Raw genomic sequence first — 18,798 nt, 5'->3', positions numbered from 1 at the left:
GGCCCCTAGGCACTCCGCGATCGCGGAGCCGATTAATCTGCCGCCGCCATTCACACTGGTGCGGCTGCGCGAGAATCGTGACGCCTTTGCCCACGCCATCGATATCGCCGAGGAAAGCGGGGCAGGGACGCTGACCTATGTCGGACGGTTCGATGTTGCCGAGTTCGCAGTTGTGCTCGAGCCCGGCGAGCCCCTGCGCAGCGCGCGCCGCGCCTTCTACGCGGGAATAGTCGCGCTGACCGACGCCCTGCGCGCCTATGCACCGCCGAACAAGGAGGTCGCGATCGACTGGCCCGACGCGATCCGGGTCGATGGCGGCCTTGTTGGTGGCGGGCGGCTCGGCTGGCCCCCACGCACGAGGGAAGAAGAGCCGCCGCGTTGGTTGGTGTTCGGCGCGATGATCCGCACGGTGGCGATGACCGATAGGGAAGCCGGCGTGCATCCGCTCGCTTCCGCATTGGATCAGGAGGGGTTTGGCGAGGCCGGTGCGGTTCAGGTGACGGAGAGCTTTGCGCGGCATCTGATGCGTGCTCTCGACATCTGGCAAACCGACGGATTCGACCGCATCGCACGCGAGTTCCTGAGCCGGCTGATGCGCGAATGGCAGGCCTGCTGCGTTGTCGATGACAATGGCGACCTTCTGGTGCGCCGGATCGGGACAAGCAGAGCCGATCGGCGCGAGTTGAAGCGGGACTTGCTGTTACCTTCGTGGCTTGATCCGAAACTTGGAGGACCGCGTTTGTGAAACTCCTGCGCACCATCGCGCTCGATCCGTCCGACGCTTTCGTGTTCGACGTGCCGGCTGACCCGGGCGATTGGGCGGTGTCGGGCGCGTTCCGATTTTGCGACCGGGATCCGGCGAGGCTGGGCGGCAAAGAGCGGTCGGCGTTCCGCAGCGGTTTTCTCGGAGTGCGGTCCTGGGGCTGGTCGACGCTAGCGCAAATCGTCCATGCGACCGAGGAGGATCGCCGGACGTTGGTGGAACTCCTTGCGAGCCGGCTTGTCGAGCGGTTCGGCGCGCCGGATCTTGCAACCGCACGCCTGGCCGCCGAAGAGGAGGTCGCCTTTGCGCAGTCGCTCTGCACGCATCCCATCGGTGCGCTGGTTGGGGTCCACCGCGCAGCGCGCGATGGCGAGATCCGTGAGTCGTTCCGCAGATTGCAACTGCGTGAAGGCCAGCGTCACGGCAAGGCGTTCTCGTTCATGGAAATCGAGGAGGAGATCGAGCCTGACAGCACTCTTGATCTGGCGAAGATGGGCGAGGAGCAGCGCCGCCGATGAAGGATTTCTGGATCGCCTGCGGTCACCACCTGCTTGATCGCCATCCAAATGGCGGGCTCGTGGTGACCGACGAGTTCCTGAGGGCCTATTTCGCACGTCCAGAGCTCATGCCGCCGGAGGGTGCTTGCGCGGTCGAACGCATGCTGCACCAAGAGCTGCTCGCTGACCCGCGCCGGGCCGTGGCTGCGGAGGAGGTCGCCGCGATCGCCGATGCGGATGCACGGGAGAACTGGCAATTCGTACTGGCGCTTCGCAAGCTTCTACTGCGTGAGCCTACGCTGGAAGCGGCCTATCTCGCGTTGGTTCGGTCAGGATCCGTCAACTTGCCGCCGCTGTTTGTGAACCACCTCGCTCACGTGATCCTGCGAAATGCGCTTGATGGCTGTGAGGATCCGTTCGTGCTGCGCGCGGCCGAGCTGTTCTTCCGGCCGCAACGTATCGTGCCGCACGAACATGTGCTGCTGCTGGGTGACGAGGAAGTCATTGGCGGGCCCAATGTGACGCCGGTGCTATCGCTGATATCGATGCTGGGGGCAACGAGCGCCGAGCTCGAAATATTGAACGCGGGGAATGCCGACACCTATTGGCGGCGCAGCGATCAGTTTGATCTTGCGCTGGATTTCACCGGCGGGACGCGGGGGCCGGCTGCGCTCGCCGACGCCATGAGGCTATGGATTTCTCATTTGCTCGGAGTCGACGTCGCCATCGAACCGCTCACCGCCGTGCGCGACGCAAGCCTGTCCTGGTATGTTGGCCTAGATATAGAAGCCACCCGGATAGGCGACCGGCTTTGGCATGGAGAGACGCTGGATGAACGCACCGCGGGCCGTGTGCTGGCGCTGTTTCAACTTACCTTTCCTGAGGGGGACCTGGTTGTCGATGCGGTGGGGCGCGAGCCGGTCCATTTGATCCTGGCAATGAGCTCGGATCAGTTGGTGCGAATGAAGCCGCAGAATCTGTTGACGGGGTTGCCGATCAGACACCTGGAGGCCGCAACGTGAGCCCAGCGGTCGTTCCAGCTCTGCGCATTCCGGTCGGCGTCGTGGTTGAGCGGCGAAAAGCGGATTCAACATGGATCGATTTTGTCTGGCGCGGCACCGGCGTATTGCCGGATGAACCGAAAATGACACCGTGGACTGTTCTACGGGAGCAGGAGGGAACGACCCTGTTCTATGCCGGGAGCGCGACGGTCGACCTCTATCGTTCGGAAACCGCGCGCTACCGTGATAACGTTGCGAGCGGTGCGCCCAGCATCTGGATCGTATTGACTCCTTCAGGAGGCGCCCGGCCCTACGCCGTTTCGGCCGTCACCGCGGACCCCGCGGAGGGCGAAGCATTCACAGAGGCGGGCGACAATCTGGTCGACGCAGTGCCGATGCCTGAGACGCTGCGTGAGGCGATTGAATGTTTCGTCGCCGAGCACCACGTCGACACGGAGTTCGTCAAGCGCGAGCGGCGGCGCGCCGATCCGGAGGCGCTCGCGCGTCGTTACCCCGAAGGGGGTACGAAATGAGCGATGAGGAATTTCTGGCGCGTTGGTCGCGTCGCAAGCAAGAGGCAAAGGCCGAGCGCGCTGAACCCGTGCCGGAACAACCTTCTCAGGCGCAAGGATCGACGCCGCTCGACCGTGTCGCGCCAGCGCCAAGTCCTGCCGAGACGGAATTTCCGGACTTGCCCCCAATTGAAGCTATCGATGCAACCACCGACATCACCGCCTTCCTGCGCAAAGGCATTCCGCAGGAGTTGAGCCGCGCGGCGCTTCGTCGCGCATGGAGCGCTGATCCCGCCATTCGCGATTTCCTCGGATTGGCAGAAAACGCTTGGGACTTCAATGACCCGAACGCCATGGCTGGCTTCGGTCCTCTGGACTATTCGCCCGAGCGGGTTGACGCACTGGTTCGCCGCGTCATTGGCGGCGTGATAGAGACCGCCGAGAACCTCGCTGGTCAGCCCGGAGAGGAAGGTGCCGGGCGGCCGGCTGGGGAGGAAATCGGCCCCGCGCAAGCGTCAAACGCGGCGAAAGCGACCACGGATCCTCGGCCGCAGGGTGAGTACGCAGTGACTGGCCGGTCCTCGGAGCCTGCTGCATCGCAACCGCTGGCTCCGGGCGAACAAGCTCCTCTTCTGCGTCGCACACATGGCGGAGCGTTACCCCGGTAGACTGCGACTAAGTGCGATAGCCGGAAGCTATGCTCCTTGATTGACCGCCTTGCGAGGTGCGTCGTAATCTTTGGTGTGCAAACGCAATTGACCCCGAGGATGGGGAGGTCAGCGTGCGCGATGCAGGCCTTGAACGTGCCATCGATGCGGCGGGCGGCGTTGCCCAGCTTGCCCGGAAAATCGGTATTGCGCAGCCCTCGGTGTCGAACTGGAACAGGGTGCCCGCGCAGCGCATCATTGCGGTCGAAGGCGCAACCGGCATATCGCGCAAGGTGCTTCGTCCGGATCTCTACAGCGAGCCAGTCGTAACGAACGATTCGGTTGATCCGATCGATGCGGATCGCGCGCGGGAATACGCGCTGCTCGCGAGCTTGCTCTCGTCAGCACCGCCGGCCGCACTGCTGGATCAAATCGCGCAGCTCAAGGGTGATACGACGCCGCTCGGCCGCGCTCATGCAACCCTGGCAGACGCCGCATCGATCGCGACCGCATTCGAAGTCGAGCGCGAATTTTTTGATTTGTTCGTCGGTCTCGGCCGTGGCGAACTGCTGCCTTACGCTTCCTATTACCTGACTGGCTTCCTCAACGAACGTCCGCTGTCGCGCCTACGCGACGATCTCGCTGCGCTCGGCATCGAACGGGTGGAGAACAGTTGTGAGCCAGAGGATCACGCGGCGACGCTGTGCGAGATCATGGCGGGCGTCATAAGCGGCCGCCTCCGAGCATCGCAGCAAGCACAGCGCACCTTCTTCGAGAAGCATCTGTCGTGCTGGATGGGACGTTTGTTCGCCGACATGGAGAAGGCGAAAAGCGCCAGGTTCTACCGGTCAGTCGGCACGCTTGGACGCGTCTTTCTGGAAATAGAATCGAAAGCTTTCACGTTCGCCAACTGATCGGCGCTGCTGGTCCAGGAGAAGCGCGATGAGAGACAGCAAGAGAACGACCGTCGGTCGCCGCGACTTTCTTCGCAAGCTCAGCCTCGGCGCCGCCGGCGCCGGAGCAACGCTGGCGACACCTTTGACGACTTCGGCGCACGCCGACAGCGAGTCGGACGACGAGAAGCGCAAGCCGCGCTACAAGGAAACCGACCACGTGAAAGCCTACTACCGCGTCAATCGTTACCCTGGCTGAGGGAGGCGGTCGTGCTGATCAGGAGAACACAACAGCGTTCCGAAGGGGCTTCACGAGGATCAATCGCGGCAGGCTTGTCCGGCCAAACCGATGGTCTCGACCGCCGTACCTTTCTGCGCCGGTCCGGCCTTGCCGGCGGCGCGCTTGCCGCGTTGGGAACGTTGCCGATCGGCAGCGTCCGCAAAGCGAATGCGGCGGTGGCGGGCCCCCTGACCTCGGGAGCGACTGTTCGCAAGAACGTTTGTACACATTGCTCCGTTGGATGCACCGTGACCGCTGAGGTGCTGAACGGGGTTTGGATCGGCCAGGAGCCGAGTTGGGATTCTCCGATCAATCGCGGATCGCATTGCGCGAAGGGCGCCTCGGTGCGTGAGCTCGTGCATAGCGAACGCCGGCTCCGCTACCCGATGAAGCTCGTGGGCGGACAGTGGACGCGCATCTCCTGGGACACCGCGATCAACGAGATCGGCGACAAGCTGTTCGAAATTCGCGAGAAGTCGGGCCCCGATTCGGTCTATTGGCTCGGATCAGCCAAGATGACCAATGAGGGCTCGTATCTGTTTCGCAAGCTCGGTGCGTTCTGGGGGACCAACAACACCGACCATCAGGCACGCATCTGCCATTCAACGACCGTCACCGGCGTCGCCAACACTTGGGGCTACGGCGCGATGACCAATAGCTTCAACGACATCCGCAATGCCAAGACCCAAATCATCATGGGCGGCAATCCCGCTGAGGCCCATCCCGTATCGTTGCAGCATCTCCTCGAGGGCAAGGAGATGCAAAAGGCCAACCTTGTCGTCATCGATCCGCGGCTGACGCGTACCGCGGCGCACGCGACCGAATATGTGCGGATGCGGCCGGGCACGGATATTCCTGTGCTCTACGGCATGATGTGGCACATCATCCAGAACGGGTGGGAGGACAAGGAATTCATCAAGCAGCGGGTCTATGGCTTCGATGATCTCCGGAAGGAAATAGAAAAGTGGAATCCGGAAGAAGTTGAGCGCGTCAGTGGCGTTCCCGGCGAGCAGCTCAAGCGCGTCGCCAAGATGCTGGCCACGGAGAAGCCCGCCACTCTGATCTGGGCCATGGGCCAAACCCAGAAGACGGTCGGCACCGCAAACGTGCGGGCGAGCTGCATTGCATTGCTGTTGACCGGCAACGTCGGCAAGCCCGGCACGGGCGCCAACATCTTCCGCGGCCATGACAACGTGCAGGGAGCGACCGATGTCGGGCTCGATATCGTCACCCTGCCATTCTATTACGGCCTTGCCGAAGGCGCGTGGAAGCATTGGGCGCGCGTTTGGGAAGTCGACTACGACTTCCTGAAGTCGCGCTTCGACTCCAAGCAGATCATGGAGACCCCCGGCATCCCGCTCACCCGGTGGTTCGAAGCGGTGATACTGCCGAAAGACCAGGTTGCGCAGAAGGATAATGTGCGGGCGATCTTCGTGCAGGGGCACGCCAGCAACAGCATCACGCGCATTCCAGAATCCCTGCAGGGCCTGAAGGCGCTCGAACTGCTTGTCGTCGCCGACCCGCATCCGACCACCTGGGCATCGCTGGCGGTGGAGGCCGGACGCAGGGATGGCCTCTATCTTCTTCCGGTCGCTACGCAATTCGAGTGCAAGGGTTCGCGGGTCGCCTCGAACCGCTCATTGCAGTGGGGCGAGCAGATCGTAAAGCCGGTTTTCGAGTCCAAGGATGACCTCGAGGTCATTTACCTGATGGCGAAGAAGTGCGGTTTCGCCGACAAGATGTTCAAGAACATCAAGGTCGAGAACAATCTGCCGGAGGCCGAGGACGTGCTTCGGGAAATGAACCGCGGCAGTTGGTCGACCGGCTATTGCGGGCAGTCGCCCGAGCGGCTCAAGGCGCATATGAGGAACCAGGCCAAGTTCGACATGCTGACCATGCGCGCGCCGAAGGACGCTCCGGAAGTCGGCGGTGACTATTACGGACTGCCATGGCCGTGCTGGGGTTCGCCCGAGGTGCGGCATCCCGGCACTCCATTGCTCTACAACACCAATCTCAGTGTGATGGACGGCGGCGGCACATTCCGCCCGCGCTTCGGCATCGAACGGGAGGAGAAACTCGCCGACGGCACGACCCGGAAGGTAAGCCTGCTTGCCGAAGGATCCTATTCCAAGGACTCGGAGATCCAGGACGGCTATCCGGAATTCACGCTGGCGAGCCTGAAGAAGCTCGGCTGGGACAAGGACCTGACCGAAGCTGAAATGGCCACCATCACCAAGATAAACTCCGCCAACCCGGATGCGGTGTCGTGGTCACTCGACGTGTCCGGCGGCATCCAGCGGGTCGCGCTGAAGCACGGCTGCGTGCCGTACGGCAACGGCAAGGCGCGCATGAATGCATTCGGGCTGCCCGATCCCATTCCGGTTCATCGCGAGCCGATCTACACGCCGCGCGTCGATCTGGTCGCGAAATATCCGACGCTGCCCGATGCCAAGCAATTCAGGATGCCGAATATCGGCTTTTCCGTGCAAAAGGCCGCGGTGGAGAAGGGAATCGCCAAGCAATTCCCGCTCATCCTGTCCTCGGGCCGTCTCGTCGAGTACGAGGGCGGCGGCGAGGAGACGCGCACCAACCCGTGGCTTGCCGAGCTGCAGCAGGACATGTTCATCGAGATCAATCCTGCCGATGCGGCCGACCGCGGGATCAAGGACGGCGGCTGGGTTTGGGTCACGGGCGCTGAGAACAATTCGCGCGCCAGGATGAAGGCACTGGTGACCGACCGTGTCGGCAAAGGCGTTGCCTGGATGCCATTCCACTTCGGCGGCTGGTTCGCAGGCAAGGACCTCCGTGGCAATTATCCGAAAGGTACCGATCCGATCGTGCTCGGCGAAAGCGCGAACACGATCACCACCTACGGCTACGATCCGGCGACCGGCATGCAGGAGCCCAAAGTGACGCTCTGCCAAATCGCGGCAGCATAGGGAGCAACGACCATGGCACGTATGAAATTCCTCTGCGACGCCGACCGTTGCATCGAGTGCAATGCCTGCGTCACCGCCTGCAAGAACGAGCACGAGGTGCCTTGGGGAATCAATCGGCGCCGCGTCGTCACCATCAATGACGGCAAACCCGGTGAGCGTTCGATCTCGATGGCCTGCATGCACTGTACCGACGCGCCGTGCGCGGCAGTCTGCCCGGTGAACTGCATCTACACCACCGCCGACGGCGTTGTGCTTCATTCGAAGGATTTGTGCATCGGGTGCGGATATTGCTTCTACGCGTGTCCGTTCGGAGCGCCGCAGTACCCGAAGGTCGGCAATTTCGGCTCGCGGGGCAAAATGGACAAATGCACCTTCTGCGCCGGCGGTCCGGAAGCGGACGGCAGCAAGGAGGAGTACGAGAAATATGGCGCGAACCGTCTGGCCGAGGGCAAGCTGCCGCTTTGCGCCGAGATGTGCTCAACCAAGTCGCTGCTTGCAGGCGACGGCGAGATCATCGCCCAGATTTACAAGGAGCGGGTGATGAAGCGCGGCTACGGCTCCGGTGCCTGGGGCTGGAAGACCGCTTATCGCGAGACGATCGAGTCCTGACGGCGCGACCGTTTGCTGTCGCGTCAAAATCGGGAGGAAGGTATGGCGTGTGTTGCACGATTTATTCGGCTCGCCATCGGCGCGGCGGCGCTGGTGCTGTTCGTCGCTGCAGCTTCACCGTCGATGGCCCAGCAGGTCAACCCGACCGCCAGTTCGGTCAAGGAGCAACAACTGCTGCAAGAACTGAACCGGGTCCAGGGGCGCGTCAGCATTCCCGATGAGAAATCCGGACTGCTTGAGCAGCCGGCGGGCCGCGAATGGCGGGAGTTCCGGAACGTCGCGCTGCCCTGGATTGGCGGCATCTCAATTCTTGGCATGCTGGCTGTGCTGATCATCTTCTATCTCGCCCGCGGCATGGTGCGACTGGAGCACGGTCGCTCCGGCCGAACCATCGTGCGGTTTACGGCGTTCGAGCGCTTCGTGCATTGGATGACTGCGACTTGCTTCATCGTACTGGCGATTTCCGGATTGAACATCAGCTTTGGCCGTCCATTGCTGTTGCCGTTGATCGGCCACGAGGCGTTCTCCACGTGGTCGCAGTGGGCGAAATACGCGCACAACTACCTGAGCTTCCCCTTCACGATCGGCGTCGTGTTGATTTTCCTGATGTGGATCTCAGGGAATATCCCGAATAAGGCGGACATCGATTGGCTGAAGCGCGGGGGCGGCATCGTTGGTCACGATCAGCCGCCGGCCTACCGTTTCAATGCCGGACAGAAAGCGATCTATTGGGTCGTGATAATCGGCGGAGCGCTGGTGGCGGCTACCGGGTACAACCTGATGTTTCCCTTCTATCTGTCGGATATCGAGGGGATGCAGCTCGCGCAGGTGGTCCACTCCATCGTTGCGATGCTTTTCATCGCCGTGATGCTCGCGCATATCTATATCGGCACGATCGGCATGGAAGGTGCGTTCGAGGCGATGGGCAGCGGCACCGTCGATGTCAACTGGGCCAGGGAGCATCACAGCCTCTGGCTCGAACAGGAAAATGCGCGTACCGGCGCAGGCGGTGCACGGCCCCAGCCCTCCGCGACTGCAGCAGAGTAGGCGAGACGCGCAGGCCTAGCCGTTCAGCGTACATTCGCTAAAGGCGCACGCCTGTCGTCGCGAAGGCCTGTTCGACGGGCTCCTGCACACGGCTGAGAACCGCGGCCGCGACCGCTGCCACGGCGATGGCGGCCGCGCAGGCGAGCAAGAAGGCTTTCATTGCAGTTCTCCCAAAGGGATCAAGATGCCGTGGGAGTCTACACAAAACGGCTCGCTGCGAACAGCGTTGTCTGCTTGCGTCGCCGTACGCTGCTCAGGCTCGGCGCACGGATCAGCATAATCTGGCCTCTGGTGAGGCCAGGGTGCTTCGGCAGCCGGCGTGGCTGATCCGACTTTATGCCAAAGGATCAAAAGAGGGCCGAACAGCGTTCATCTAAACAGAACCTGTGTGGGGGCGCTCTCACGAGGGAGACGGAAGATGAGAGCTGCAATCACGTTGGTGATGCCGTTGACCATTGCGCTCTTCACCACGTCGGCGCCGGCGCAGCAGCCGAGCAGCAATACCTCACTCACCGTCAAGATCGGCGTCCTTAGCGACATGTCCGGGCTCTACGCCGATATCGGCGGACCTGGATCCGTTGCTGCCGCGCAAATGGCGGTCGAGGACTTCAATCCTGAAAATCATCACATGAAGGTCGAGATCGTTTCCGCCGATCATCAGAACAAGCCTGACATCGGATCAGCGATTGCTCGCAGGTGGTTCGACACGGAGCACGTCAATGCTGTTGCCGACGTACCCAACTCGGCGGTTGCGCTGGCGGTCAGCAACGTGACGCGCGAGAAGAACGGCGTCTTTCTCGTCTCGGGAGCAGCCGATTCCGATCTGACTGACAAGCAATGCTCGCCCAATACTGTGCACTGGACCTATGATACGTGGACACTCGCGCACGGAACCGGCGGCGCGATCGTACGGCAGGGCGGCAAGACCTGGTTTTTCGTGACCGCGGACTACGCCTTCGGCCATGCCCTTGAGCGCGATACGGCGGCCGTCGTGGAAGCGGCCGGCGGCAAGGTACTCGGCGCTGTGCGCCACCCGCTGAACACGGCCGATTTCTCCTCCTATTTGCTGCAGGCACAAGGCTCAAAGGCGCAAGTCATTGGGCTTGCCAACGCCGGCGGTGACACCATCAATTCGGTCAAGCAGGCCGCCGAGTTCGGGATCGTGCAACGCGGGCAACGGCTCGCCGGACTTCTCGTTTTCTTGACCGACGTACATGCCCTCGGCTTGCCGACTGCACAGGGCCTGACGTTGACGACGGCATTCTACTGGGACCTCAACGATCAAACTCGGGCGTTCGCCAAACGCTTCGCTGCCCGGAACGGCGGAAAATATCCGACCATGGTTCAGGCCGGGGTGTATTCCTCGCTGCTTCACTATCTCGAAGCCGTCGCCAAGACCGGCTCTGCGACTGACGGCGCGAAGGTCGTCGAGGCCATGAAGGCGACCCGCTACGAGGATCCGCTCTTTGGAAACACCATGGTTCGCGAGGACGGACGGGCCGTTCATGCCATGTATTTGGTCGAGGTCAAGAAGCCGGCGGAGTCGAAGAGTCCTTATGATTACTTCAAGGTCCTCGCCAAGATCCCCGCTGATCAGGCATTCCGCCCACTTGCCGAGGAGAAAGGCTCATGCAGTCTGGTGAAGGCCGCCTCGCAATCGGGGGCAAGGTAGGCGCACGGTCCCGCCGGCAGGCGGCGTGAATGCCAGAACGACGTCGGCAGTTGCGAGCGAGTCCTTGCTTGCGGCGCGTGCAACCGACGGGAATGTCTCACGCACACCGCCAAGGCGGAGAGACGGGTTGCCAGCGGTCTGCATCCAAGTCTCGCCTGAGCAGCTCAGCAGGAGATCGCTCAAGCAGGCTGGATGCTGGAACCAACAGGGAAGGCGCGCGTTGTGCAGTCGGCGTGACGTCGACCTCACAGCCGATACATGCGACGACTTGTGTGAGCGAGTCGTTGAGTCGTCGGCGAGAGAACTGCTTTGCGGCTGCCGGGGAGGCAGCTCCGTTCAGGCGGCAGGTGGGTGAGCCACGTACGCCGTCAGGCCACACGGCGCGGCGCCCGTTGGGATCAATTGAGGAATCCCTTCGATGTTTTCACAAATACTCAACCCCACGGGAAATCTCTTCGTCACCTGGATCGTGGCACTGATCCCGGTCATTCTCCTGCTGGTTCTGCTCGCCGTGTTTCGTGTGTCGGCATGGCTCGCCGTGTTGATCGGATCGATCGTAACGTTCCTTCTCGGCCTGTGGGTCTGGAAGATGCCGCTTGGGAACGGCGCTCTGGCCTATATCTATGGTTCGGCGACGGGCATCTGGAATGTCGACTGGATTACTTTCTGGGGCGTGATGTTGTTCAACACGCTCGTGGTGACCGGCACCTTCGAGAAATTCCGCCGATGGCTGATTTCCCAAGGTACTGAGGATGTCCGCGTTCAGACCATGCTATTCGCATGGGCGCTTGGCGCGCTGCTCGAGGGGCTCGTCGGCTTCGGCTACCCCTGGGCGTTCGTCGCGCCCATACTGATCACACTCGGAATACCCGACCTCGACGCCGTGCGCGTGGCTGCGATCGCGAATAATGCGCCGGTTTCGTACGGAGCGCTCGGCGCGCCAATCATAGCGCTTGCGGCTGTCACCGGTTATCCGTTGATGGCGCTTTCGGCCTCGGTCGGCCATATCGTGGCTATTCTGGCTTTGTTGCCTCCATGGCTTCTCATCTATCTCGTCGCCGGCAAGGATGGCTTCCGGGACGGCTGGCCGCTCGCGATCGTCGGCTCTTTGGGCTACATCGCAGGCCAATTTCCCGTCGCGGTCTATCTCGGACCTTACTTGCCCGATGTGACCGGAGCGATCGTCTGCTTCGCAGCGTTGCTCGTCCTGCTCAGGTTTTGGCGTCCCCGACGTGTCCTTGGCTATGGCGGCACGGTCTTGGCGATCAGCGAGCTTCCGAAAAACCAACGCGACTCCGAGCTTGGCGCGAGCGAAATATTGCAAGCCTGGTTACCGATCATCGTGCTCGTGGTCGTCGTCGTGGCATGGACCGGTCCGTGGTCAAGGTTGCCGACAATCAACTGGCTCCACGCCGCCGTGACCGCGCAGTCCTCGGTAACCCAGGGAGCGACCGTCTCGGCTGCATTCGATTTCAAACCCGGCGTCGGCGGGACCGCGATCCTCGTCTCCTGGATCGTCGTTGCGCTGCTCTTGCGCATCAACGGTCGGCAGCTCGCGGAGATCTGGAAAACGAGCTGGCGGCAAATGTGGGGCGCGTGCCTGGTCGGCGTGTTCATTTTTGGACTTGCGTATGTCTACAACTATTCCGGCATGGCGGGCTCGCTTGCGAAAGCGTTCTCCGAGATCGGAGTGGCGTTCATTGTCGTTGCGCCAATTCTGGGGTGGATCGGCGTGGCGCTGTCCGGCAGCAATACCTCGACCAACGCAATGTTCGGCAAGTTCCAGGCGTTGGTCGGTCAACTGCTCGGTTTCCCGCCGCTGATCTTGCCAACGCTCAACTCGGTCGGAGCCGAGATCGGAAAACCAGTTGCACCGCAAACCGCTAGCGTCGGTGTCTCGACGACAAGGTTTGTCCGCGACGAAGGTGCAGTGATCCGGCATAACATGGGCTGGACTTTCGTGCTGCTGGTCTATCTCGTGCTCATTGGAGTCGCTTGTTATCTGTTCTTCCCAGGCATCGCGACCGTTTGAGTAGAGGTTACCGATCTCGGCTAATCCAGCGGATCTGGCGCGAGCAAGCAGAGAGTTCGGGTTACGCCCCACTTTGGACGAGACCGGACCGGAATTTGCAAGATCATCGAGGGTGCACAATCCAGCGAGCATCTGAGCAGCCGATTTCACGAACGGGCGTGTCAGGTTTTGCGATGTCTTGCGTTGACGGCGATCGTAGCGGCGGCGGTTCGATTATCGACCCCAAGCTTCGCATAGATTTGCTCCAGATGCTTGTCGACGGTGCGCGGGCTTAAGCCGAGGATTTGCGCAATGTCGCGGTTGGTCTTGCCCTTGGACAGCCAGGACAACACCTCGCCCTCGCGCGTGGTCAGGCCGAGATCGCTGGAGAACTCGGTCGGCACGTCGCCGCTGGTGTCCTTGGCGAGCCGAAGCAGGAATTCGTTCGGGCCGAGCTTACCCATATACTGCAGGCGGAGTGGTTCGTGACCGGGAAACGACGCCACGGTCGCCGTCTTCGAGTCCGACTTGCCCTTTTGCGCCTGGTCGAGCCATTGCGGCATCGGGTCCGGCAGCGCGAAGTTGTCGGCGGCGTCGACGAGGGTATCTGATAGCAGTTTCTGCGCCTGCGGTGTCGCCCACAGCAGCTCGCCGGCACTGTTGACCGCAAGCAGATAGCGGCCGGAGACGTCCAGCGCCGCACGGGCGCTCCACGTCATCCGCGCGTTGGCGAGATGGACACGGATGCGCGCCAGCATCTGCTCGACCACGATCGGTTTTGTGACATAGTCGACGCCGCCCGCCTCAAGCCCACGGACGATGTGCTCGGTTTCGGCCAGTCCCGTCATGAAGATGATCGGCACACCGTCGAGCCCGGCGTCGCGCTTCAGCCGCCTGCAGGTCTCGAATCCGTCGATGCCGGGCATCACGGCATCCAGCAACACGATGTCGGGGGTGATCTGCTCGACGATCCGCATTGCAGAGGCGCCGTCGAGCGCGACCATCACTGTCATGCCGGCGCCGTCGAGCGCGTCAGTCAGCAAGCGCAATGTTTCGGGTGAATCGTCAACAACGAGGGCGATGTCACGCTTCTTCTGGTCAATGGTCATAACTGTGCAATATCTTTAAGGTCGCCATGTATTGGTCGAGGTCGAAGCGGTCGATCAGCGTGCGCATCTGCGCGACGAAGTCGGCATGTTCGGGATGTTCATTGCCGATCTCGTCAAGCTTGAGCTGGATCGCCCTGATGTAACCCAGTTGCCCGAGGCTTATCAGCTCCTCGACGTATTTCACCGGCGGATGGACGGCGCTGTCGGGCTTCCATTGGGGGGGAGGGGCTTGCTCGGGCTCATACTGCCATTCGATCTTGAGCAACTGGCGGATGGTCTCGAGCAGCCGCGGGATGTCGATCGGCTTCATCAAATAGCCGTCGTGGAATGGCTGGGCCAGTGGTGCGCCATGGGCCTCCAGCGCGCTTGCCGAAATCATCAGGATGCGGGCCTGGTGATGCCCGTCGGAGCGCAAGGTTTCGGCGATGGTCCAGCCGTCCATGCCCGCCATGGAGATGTCGAGCAGGAACAGGTCCGGCCGGCAATGCCGCGCGAGCGCAAGGCAGCCCGGTCCGTCGGGCGCGCTGAGCAGGATGAAGCCGAGCGGCGCCAGCACCTCGCGCAGCAGGTCGCGATGTGTCGGGTCGTCGTCGGTGATCAGGATGGTCTTGCGCGGGCCATGGTAACCGTAAACGGTCGCATCGACCGGCGCCTCGCGCCGTGGATTGGTCACCTCGGAGAGCAGCAGTTTCACACGGAACGTGCTGCCGGCACCCACTGTGCTGACCACCTTGATGTCGCCGCCCATCACGCCCGCGAGTAGGCGGCTGATGGTCAGGCCCAGGCCGGTGCCGGTTTGCGGCTGCGCGACGCCGAGCGCGCCGCGCTCGAAAGGTGCGAAAATCCGTTCGAGATCATCGGGCTGAATCCCCGGCCCGGTATCGATCACCTCGAACTCGGCGACCGGGCTACGGTAATGCACGACAAACTGCACCTGTCCGGCTTGGGTGAATTTGATCGCGTTCGAAAGCAGGTTGATCAGGATCTGTCGCAGCCGCTTCTCGTCGGCATAAACCACGACGGGGAGCACGGCAGGTCGCTTGAACACGAAGTCGATGCCCTTGGCGGCGGCCTGCAGGCGGAACATGCCGACCAACTGTTCGAGGAAGTCGCTCAAGCGCACCTCGTCGCGCGAAAGATAGAGACGCCCGGCCTCGATCTTCGAGATGTCCAGGATGCCGTCGATCAGCCCCGACAGGTGGTCGGCGCTGCGGCGGACCACGCGTACCTGCTCGCGTGGCCTCGCCTGCATGCTCTCGTCCTGCTCCAGCAATTGCGCGTAGCCGGAGATCGCGTTCAGCGGCGAGCGTAGCTCGTGGCTGAGACCCACGACATAGCGGCTCTTGGCGAGATTGGCTGATTCCGCCACCTCCTTGGCGCGCTGCAACTCTGCGTCGGTGCGTTTGTGGGCGTCGATCTCCTGGATCAGCAGCGTGGTCTGCCGCCGCGTTTCCGCCTCCGCCGCGCGTCGGCTCTGTTGTGCCAGAACGAACAGCCACGCGACCACGCCGATGATCAAGGTCAGCGCGAAGAACACCTTCCACAGCACGTCGGCCAGCAGTTCGTCGGCATGCACGGCCGCCGAGGTCTGTAGATAGATCAGCCCTAGCACGAGCGCGACGAGTCCGGCGGAAATCGCGAACACGCCGAGATAATGCCCAAGTTGCGAGTTGATGCGGGCGTAGATCGGCTGCGGCATCACCTTGCCGAGGGCGTCCGATACCTGCGCACCGATCCGCCCATCCGGCTTGCAGAGATCGTGGCAGCGCGCGTCGAGCGAGCAGCACAAGGAGCAGATCGGGCCGGCATAGGCGGGGCAGGCGGCCATGTCCTCAGGCTCGAACGTGTGCTCGCAGATGCAGCACTGGATCGACTCCAGGTTCTGCCAGCTCCGTTTCGGCTTGCGTGCGATGTAGTACTTGCCGCCGGTCGCCCAGGCGATCAGCGGTGCCGCGACGAATGCGACCGCGAGGGCGACGAAGGCCGACAACGCCTTCGTGGTCGGTCCGAACAGGCCATAGAACGCGCTGATCGAGACCACGGTCGCGATCGTCATTGCGCCGACGCCGACCGGATTGATATCGCAGAGGTGGGCGCGCTTGAACTCGATGTGCTGGGGGCGCAGGCCGAGCGGCTTGTTGATGACGAGATCGGCGACCAGAGCGCCGACCCAGGCGATCGCTACGTTGGAATAGAGCGCGAGCGTCTGCTCCAGCGTCTTGTAGACGCCGATTTCCATCAACAGCAGCGCGACGACGACATTGAACACCAGCCACACCACACGGCCGGGATGGGAGTGGGTGAGGCGTGAGAAGAAGTTCGACCAGGCGATCGAGCCGGCATAGGCATTGGTGACGTTGATCTTGACCTGCGACAGGATCACGAACGCTCCGGTTAGCGCCATCGCCAGATCCGGCTGCGACAGCACGTAGCGGAAGGCTTCGAGATACATGCTCGCAGGCTCTGCGGCGCGCTCGGCGGAGACGCCGTGGCTCAGCGCGAAGAAGGCAAGGAAGGAGCCGGCGAGCAGCTTCAGCGCGCCGAGTACGATCCAGCCGGGACCGGCGCTAAGCAGCGCGATCCACCATGCCTTCCGCGAGGTACGGCGATCGCGCGGCAGGAACCGCAGGAAGTCGACCTGCTCGCCGATCTGCGCCACCAGCGCGAATACGACCGAGGCGGCCGTGCCGAACAGCAGGAGATCGAGATGGCCCGTCGGATCGCCGTGGTCACCGGCGAACTTACGCCAGTCGGCGAAGGAATGTGGATTGGCCCAGGCAATGGCCGCGAACGGCATAATGTGAAGAATGATCCACAGCGGCTGGGTCCAGAGCTGGAAGCGGCTGATGAGCGTGATGCCATAGATCACCAACGGAATGATCACGACCGCGCTGATCAGATATCCGATCGGGCGCGGAATGCCGAAGCACATATCGAGCGCGCTGGCGAGGATCACCGCCTCGATCGCGAAGAAGATGAAGGTGAAGGAGGCGTAGATCAGCGAGGTGATTGTCGAGCCGATATAGCCGAAGCCCGCACCGCGGGTAAGCAGGTCGATATCGATGCCGCATTTTGCGGCATGGTAGGCGATCGGCAGCCCACACAGGAAGATGATGACGCTGACGACCAGGATCGCTGCGGACGCGTTCATCGCGCCGTAGTTCAGCGTGATGGTGCCGCCGATCGCTTCCAGCGCGAGGAAGGAAATTGCGCCGAGCGCCGTGTTGGCGACCCGGGCGGCCGACCATCGCCGGGCGCTCTTGGCCGTGAAGCGCAGCGCGTAGTCCTCCAGCGTCTGGTTTGCCACCCACTGGTTGTACTGGCGTCTGACGCGGTCAATCCGCTGCCGCCCTGCCACTCGCTCTTGCTCCTGGTCCGTGATGCTCCGCTCCCGTTGCGGAGCAAATCCCGTACCAAAATCTACGTCGCTATTTTGCGGTGCCGTATACGCGATCTTGCGTATCAGTGCGGTGCACAAAAGTGAGCAATTCTCCCCTCATCACCAAGCGTTCTCGAACCAAATGGGGTGCTCATGTCAGACGAAACAAAAGCAGGGCTGCAGTCGCAGCTCCGCCGCAAGCTATTGATGGGAATGGCCGCATTGCCGGCCGTTTCGATGCTGTCCCGGCCCTCACTTGCAGACATTCCTGCAACCTCCGCGGTCAACACGACCGGTCTTGCAGTCACCGATAGCGAAGTCACGGTGGGCATCCTGCACTCTGTCACCGGCACCATGGCGATTTCCGAGACCGGGTCGGTCGAAGCCGAGAAGCTTGCAATCGAGCAGATCAACGCCGCTGGCGGCGTGCTCGGCCGCAAGATCAAGTTCATCCAGGAGGACGGTGCCAGTGACTGGCCGACCTTTGCGGAAAAAGCGAAGAAGCTGCTGGTCAACGACAAGTGCGCCGCGGTGATGGGCTGCTGGACCTCGGCCTCGCGCAAGGCCGTGCTGCCGGTGTTCGAGCAGTACAATGGCATGCTGTACTACCCGACCTTCTATGAAGGCCTCGAGCAATCCAAGAACGTCATCTACACCGGCCAGGAGGCCACCCAGCAGATCATCGCCGGGCTTGACTGGGTCAACAAGACCAAGGGCGCGAAGAGCTTCTACCTGCTTGGTTCGGACTACATCTGGCCGCGTACCTCTAACAAGATCGCGCGCAAGCATATCGAAGGCCATCTGCAGGGCTGCAAGGTCGTCGGCGAGGAATACTTCCCGCTTGGCTCGACCCAGTTCAACTCCGTCATCAACAAGATCAAGCTGACAAAGCCCGATGTGATCTACGCGATCATCGTCGGCGGCTCGAATGTCGCCTTCTACAAGCAACTCAAGGCGGCCGGCATCGATCTGTCGAAGCAGACGCTGCTGACGATCTCGGTGACCGAGGACGAGATCGACGGCATCGGTGGTGAGAACATCGCAGGCGCCTATGCTTGCATGAAGTACTTCCAGTCGCTCGACAATCCAAACAACAAAGCCTTCGTGCCTGCCTTCAAGAAGATGTGGGGCGAGAAGACCGTGATCGGCGACGTGACGCAAGCCGCCTATCTCGGCCCATGGCTGTGGAAGCTGACGGTGGAGAAGGCAGGTTCCTTCGACATCGACAAGGTCGCGGCCGCGTCACCCGGTGTCGAGTTCAAGGGAGCGCCGGAAGGCTATGTGCGCATCCATGAGAACCATCACCTCTGGTCGAAGACCCGCGTCGGCCGCGCCAAGGCCGACGGCCAGTATGAGCTGATCTACGAGACGGCCGATCTCGTCGAGCCGAACCCATTCCCGAAGGGGTATCAGTGAGACGGAACGCCTGAGGCGCAAGC

General features: G+C 62.2%; 16 protein-coding genes. 13 read left to right on the top strand and 3 right to left on the bottom strand.

From position 1 onward, the window contains the following. The first annotated feature begins 58 nt into the window (after nt 1–58). From P6U25_RS22950 to P6U25_RS22905, 10 genes are all read left to right on the top strand, one after another. Nucleotides 59–745 (top strand): biotin/lipoate--protein ligase family protein, encoded by a 687-nt coding sequence (locus P6U25_RS22950; protein WP_407147044.1) that lies wholly within the window; start codon nt 59–61, stop codon nt 743–745. After that, a complete protein-coding gene (locus tag P6U25_RS22945; RefSeq protein ID WP_407147043.1) occupies nt 742–1,281 on the top strand; it encodes a DUF6505 family protein in 540 nt (179 codons plus the stop codon). Before P6U25_RS22950 ends, P6U25_RS22945 begins: the two co-directional genes overlap by 4 nt. Next, nucleotides 1,278–2,282, top strand: coding sequence for a DUF6352 family protein (locus P6U25_RS22940; protein ID WP_407147042.1), 1,005 nt, complete (start codon nt 1,278–1,280; stop codon nt 2,280–2,282). The genes P6U25_RS22945 and P6U25_RS22940 overlap by 4 nt, the downstream gene beginning before the upstream one ends. Then, nucleotides 2,279–2,794 carry a DUF3305 domain-containing protein gene (locus P6U25_RS22935; protein WP_407147041.1) on the top strand — a complete coding sequence of 172 codons (516 nt, stop codon included), beginning with the start codon at nt 2,279–2,281 and terminating at the stop codon, nt 2,792–2,794. Before P6U25_RS22940 ends, P6U25_RS22935 begins: the two co-directional genes overlap by 4 nt. Next, nucleotides 2,791–3,441 (top strand): DUF3306 domain-containing protein, encoded by a 651-nt coding sequence (locus P6U25_RS22930; RefSeq protein WP_407147040.1) that lies wholly within the window; start codon nt 2,791–2,793, stop codon nt 3,439–3,441. Before P6U25_RS22935 ends, P6U25_RS22930 begins: the two co-directional genes overlap by 4 nt. A 113-nt stretch (nt 3,442–3,554) precedes the next feature. Continuing rightward, on the top strand, nt 3,555–4,334 hold the full coding sequence (locus P6U25_RS22925) for a molecular chaperone TorD family protein (RefSeq protein ID WP_407152583.1): 780 nt from the start codon (nt 3,555–3,557) through the stop codon (nt 4,332–4,334). 28 nt (nt 4,335–4,362) lie between these two features. Continuing rightward, nucleotides 4,363–4,572 (top strand): twin-arginine translocation signal domain-containing protein, encoded by a 210-nt coding sequence (locus tag P6U25_RS22920; protein ID WP_407147039.1) that lies wholly within the window; start codon nt 4,363–4,365, stop codon nt 4,570–4,572. 11 nt (nt 4,573–4,583) lie between these two features. After that, the gene (locus P6U25_RS22915; protein ID WP_407147038.1) at nt 4,584–7,532 is read left to right on the top strand and encodes a formate dehydrogenase subunit alpha; all 2,949 of its coding nucleotides are present in this window, start codon (nt 4,584–4,586) and stop codon (nt 7,530–7,532) included. Nucleotides 7,533–7,544: 12 nt separating this feature from the next. Continuing rightward, on the top strand, nt 7,545–8,141 hold the full coding sequence (gene fdh3B / locus P6U25_RS22910; protein ID WP_280972248.1) for a formate dehydrogenase FDH3 subunit beta: 597 nt from the start codon (nt 7,545–7,547) through the stop codon (nt 8,139–8,141). Nucleotides 8,142–8,183: 42 nt separating this feature from the next. Next, a complete protein-coding gene (locus P6U25_RS22905) occupies nt 8,184–9,188 on the top strand; it encodes a formate dehydrogenase subunit gamma (protein ID WP_407147037.1) in 1,005 nt (334 codons plus the stop codon). A gap of 37 nt (nt 9,189–9,225) precedes the next feature. Here the strand turns inward: P6U25_RS22905 and P6U25_RS22900 are convergent, their stop codons facing one another. After that, complete coding sequence (locus P6U25_RS22900; protein WP_407147036.1) at nt 9,226–9,348, bottom strand: hypothetical protein; 123 nt, start codon at nt 9,346–9,348, stop codon at nt 9,226–9,228. Between the two features lie 258 nt (nt 9,349–9,606). On the opposite strand from P6U25_RS22900, the gene P6U25_RS22895 reads away from it, so the two are divergent. Together P6U25_RS22895 and P6U25_RS22890 are read left to right on the top strand one after the other, a co-directional pair. After that, entirely contained in the window at nt 9,607–10,860 is a 1,254-nt protein-coding gene (locus tag P6U25_RS22895) for an ABC transporter substrate-binding protein (protein WP_407147035.1), read from the top strand. 418 nt (nt 10,861–11,278) lie between these two features. Then, nucleotides 11,279–12,892, top strand: coding sequence for an L-lactate permease (locus P6U25_RS22890; protein WP_407147034.1), 1,614 nt, complete (start codon nt 11,279–11,281; stop codon nt 12,890–12,892). Nucleotides 12,893–13,053: 161 nt separating this feature from the next. Here P6U25_RS22890 and P6U25_RS22885 read toward each other — a convergent pair whose 3' ends face one another. Both P6U25_RS22885 and P6U25_RS22880 read right to left on the bottom strand, forming a co-directional pair. Further along, nucleotides 13,054–13,980 (bottom strand): response regulator, encoded by a 927-nt coding sequence (locus P6U25_RS22885; RefSeq protein ID WP_407147033.1) that lies wholly within the window; start codon nt 13,978–13,980, stop codon nt 13,054–13,056. Beyond that, a complete protein-coding gene (locus tag P6U25_RS22880) occupies nt 13,970–17,338 on the bottom strand; it encodes an ATP-binding protein (RefSeq protein ID WP_407147032.1) in 3,369 nt (1,122 codons plus the stop codon). The genes P6U25_RS22885 and P6U25_RS22880 overlap by 11 nt, the downstream gene beginning before the upstream one ends. A 174-nt stretch (nt 17,339–17,512) precedes the next feature. Here P6U25_RS22880 and urtA point away from each other — a divergent pair, with 174 nt between their 5' ends. After that, entirely contained in the window at nt 17,513–18,775 is a 1,263-nt protein-coding gene (urtA, locus tag P6U25_RS22875; protein ID WP_407147031.1) for an urea ABC transporter substrate-binding protein, read from the top strand. The last annotated feature ends 23 nt before the right edge of the window (nt 18,776–18,798 follow it).

It is taken from the genome of Bradyrhizobium sp. ORS 86 (assembly GCF_045571475.1).
Classification (GTDB): Bacteria; Pseudomonadota; Alphaproteobacteria; order Rhizobiales; family Xanthobacteraceae; genus Bradyrhizobium.
Note: the sequence above shows the minus strand (reverse complement) of the source record. Positions and strands in the feature narration are given on the sequence as shown.

Coding starts and splice junctions, on each gene's coding strand:
- P6U25_RS22895 (WP_407147035.1), top strand. CDS start 9,607: ATGAGAGCTGCAATCACGTTGGTGATGCCGTTGACCATTGCGCTCTTC.
- P6U25_RS22900 (WP_407147036.1), bottom strand. CDS start 9,348: ATGAAAGCCTTCTTGCTCGCCTGCGCGGCCGCCATCGCCGTGGCAGCG.
- urtA (WP_407147031.1), top strand. CDS start 17,513: ATGTCAGACGAAACAAAAGCAGGGCTGCAGTCGCAGCTCCGCCGCAAG.
- P6U25_RS22930 (WP_407147040.1), top strand. CDS start 2,791: ATGAGCGATGAGGAATTTCTGGCGCGTTGGTCGCGTCGCAAGCAAGAG.
- P6U25_RS22885 (WP_407147033.1), bottom strand. CDS start 13,980: ATGACCATTGACCAGAAGAAGCGTGACATCGCCCTCGTTGTTGACGAT.
- P6U25_RS22905 (WP_407147037.1), top strand. CDS start 8,184: ATGGCGTGTGTTGCACGATTTATTCGGCTCGCCATCGGCGCGGCGGCG.
- P6U25_RS22940 (WP_407147042.1), top strand. CDS start 1,278: ATGAAGGATTTCTGGATCGCCTGCGGTCACCACCTGCTTGATCGCCAT.
- P6U25_RS22920 (WP_407147039.1), top strand. CDS start 4,363: ATGAGAGACAGCAAGAGAACGACCGTCGGTCGCCGCGACTTTCTTCGC.
- fdh3B (WP_280972248.1), top strand. CDS start 7,545: ATGGCACGTATGAAATTCCTCTGCGACGCCGACCGTTGCATCGAGTGC.
- P6U25_RS22890 (WP_407147034.1), top strand. CDS start 11,279: ATGTTTTCACAAATACTCAACCCCACGGGAAATCTCTTCGTCACCTGG.